This is a genomic window from Nocardia sp. NPDC059764 (assembly GCF_042732555.1).
Taxonomy (GTDB): domain Bacteria; phylum Actinomycetota; class Actinomycetes; order Mycobacteriales; family Mycobacteriaceae; genus Nocardia.
In genome coordinates this window covers 1-1,709 of the sequence record NZ_JBHWHH010000351.1, presented here as the reverse complement: position 1 = coordinate 1,709, position 1,709 = coordinate 1, and the positions used below count along the sequence as shown (strand labels likewise).

At 64.5% G+C, this 1,709-nt stretch carries 2 protein-coding genes; both read left to right on the top strand.

The window, feature by feature from the left end; all coding sequences use genetic code 11:
• Positions 1-260 precede the first annotated feature (260 nt).
• Complete coding sequence (locus tag ACFV4K_RS35615) at positions 261-941, top strand: MspA family porin (protein WP_379280686.1); 681 nt, start codon at positions 261-263, stop codon at positions 939-941.
• 62 nt (positions 942-1,003) lie between these two features.
• Positions 1,004-1,684 (top strand): MspA family porin, encoded by a 681-nt coding sequence (locus tag ACFV4K_RS35610; protein WP_379092729.1) that lies wholly within the window; start codon positions 1,004-1,006, stop codon positions 1,682-1,684.
• The last annotated feature ends 25 nt before the right edge of the window (positions 1,685-1,709 follow it).

Genomic DNA, 1,709 nt, shown 5'->3' with positions numbered 1-1,709 from the left:
AAAAGCACAAGTCCACTTTTGCTATCCACGACTTTCTCTGCATACCTGCGGGTTTGTGTCGGCGAGTGGTCGATCCTGTTCGCTCACGTCTCAGAGCTCACAGCTGTGATGTAAAGTGCCCAGCGTCGCTACGAGAAAAGAATTTGTAACGAGTAACACAGTGGCAACAATGTGGCGACAAACTCAACCGGGGAATCCGCAAGGGTCCCTTTTCAACCTCGGTGGTCGAGGTTGATCGCAAGAACCTGATGAGGGGAAGTATGAGCGAGAACCGCACCCACGGTGTGCGTGCCGCGGCCCGTTTTGCGGGCATCGGCGCGGCCGCGGCCGTGGCCATCGGCCTTTTTTCCACTGGTGCCGCTAACGCTGACACCTTCGTGCCGTTGCCGGACGGCCAGAAGGTGAACCCGGCGGGCACCGTCACCATTACCCGGACGGGCGAGCACGCCATCGTGTCGCCGTCGCTCGCTGCCAACGGTGCCGGCCGTGTGGTGTGGGTGAGCGGCGCCGCCTCCGCGGTGGTCACCGAAACCCCCGAGGGCACAGTCGGTCCGAACAACGGCCCGGTCGGTATCCCCGGCAGCAACAACTCGTCCACCCACGGCACCTCGCAGATCAACACCGGCTACATCGTCGGCTGCCAGATCTCCATCGGTGAGGACGCGATCTCTGCCGGTGTGTCCGGAAGCATCAACCTCGACAGCGCGAGCATCGGTGGTTCGATCGGCGTCAACCTCGGCCCCGGCCAGGTGGCGTTCGTCCAGATCGACTACAAGGACATCACCAAGGCGGGTACCTACTCGGTCGAGTACCGGGACGCCGAGATCCAGATCCAGGGCTGCGCGGGCTACGCCCAGGCGCGTGCGTACACGGTCGTCGAGGTCATCGGCGATCACTACTCCAAGACCACCCTCTACGGCCAGCCGTTCAGCATCGGCTAAGTGGTCTCCGCCCGCCAAATCCTTTCTCGCGCAAGCGAACCAAATCTGAGGGACAACCAGATATGAACATCCGTAAGACAATGGCGCGGGTGGCCGGTGTCGGTGCCGTCGCCACCGCGGCCCTTGGCCTGTTCTCCACCGGTGCGGCCAATGCCGACACCTTCGTGCCGCTGCCGGGCGGCGAGCTCACCCAGACCCTGTCCGACGGCACCGTCGTCACGGTGAAGCTGGTCGGCGAGTCCGCCAACATCAGCCCGTCGCTGGGTGCCACCCCCGTGCACCGCAACGCCTGGGTCTCGGCGTCGGCGCAGGTCAACATCTCCGGCGACACCACCGCCACCGGCGGCAAGATCTACCCCGGTTATGTCGTGGGTTGCCAGGTCACCATCGACGGCGGCGGCGTCAGCGGTGGTGCGGAAGGCGGTGCGAGCTGGGACAGCAGTGGCAACGCCACCCCGACCGGCGGCGTGAACTCCGGCGCCAACCTGACCCTGGGTCCGGGTCAGGCCAAGTCGTTCTACATCCTCGACCTCGAGATGCCGGACGACTTCGGCCACGAAATCCACAAGAAGCGCAACGCTTTCAGTGGCACCAGCGGTTCGGTCACCTGGTCGGACGAGACCATCGGCCTGAACGGCTGTGGCGGTTACGCCCAGGCGCGCGCCTTCGTGAGCGTCGAGGTCGAGACCGACAACGTGATCAGCTGGGTCACCCTGTGGGGCCAGCCCTTCAGCCTCGGCTGATCCACACCCCGGTGTAATCCGAACG

Excerpts from the sequence above, each read along its gene's own strand:
- ACFV4K_RS35615 (WP_379280686.1), top strand. The coding sequence starts at position 261 with ATGAGCGAGAACCGCACCCACGGTGTGCGTGCCGCGGCCCGTTTTGCG.
- ACFV4K_RS35610 (WP_379092729.1), top strand. The coding sequence starts at position 1,004 with ATGAACATCCGTAAGACAATGGCGCGGGTGGCCGGTGTCGGTGCCGTC.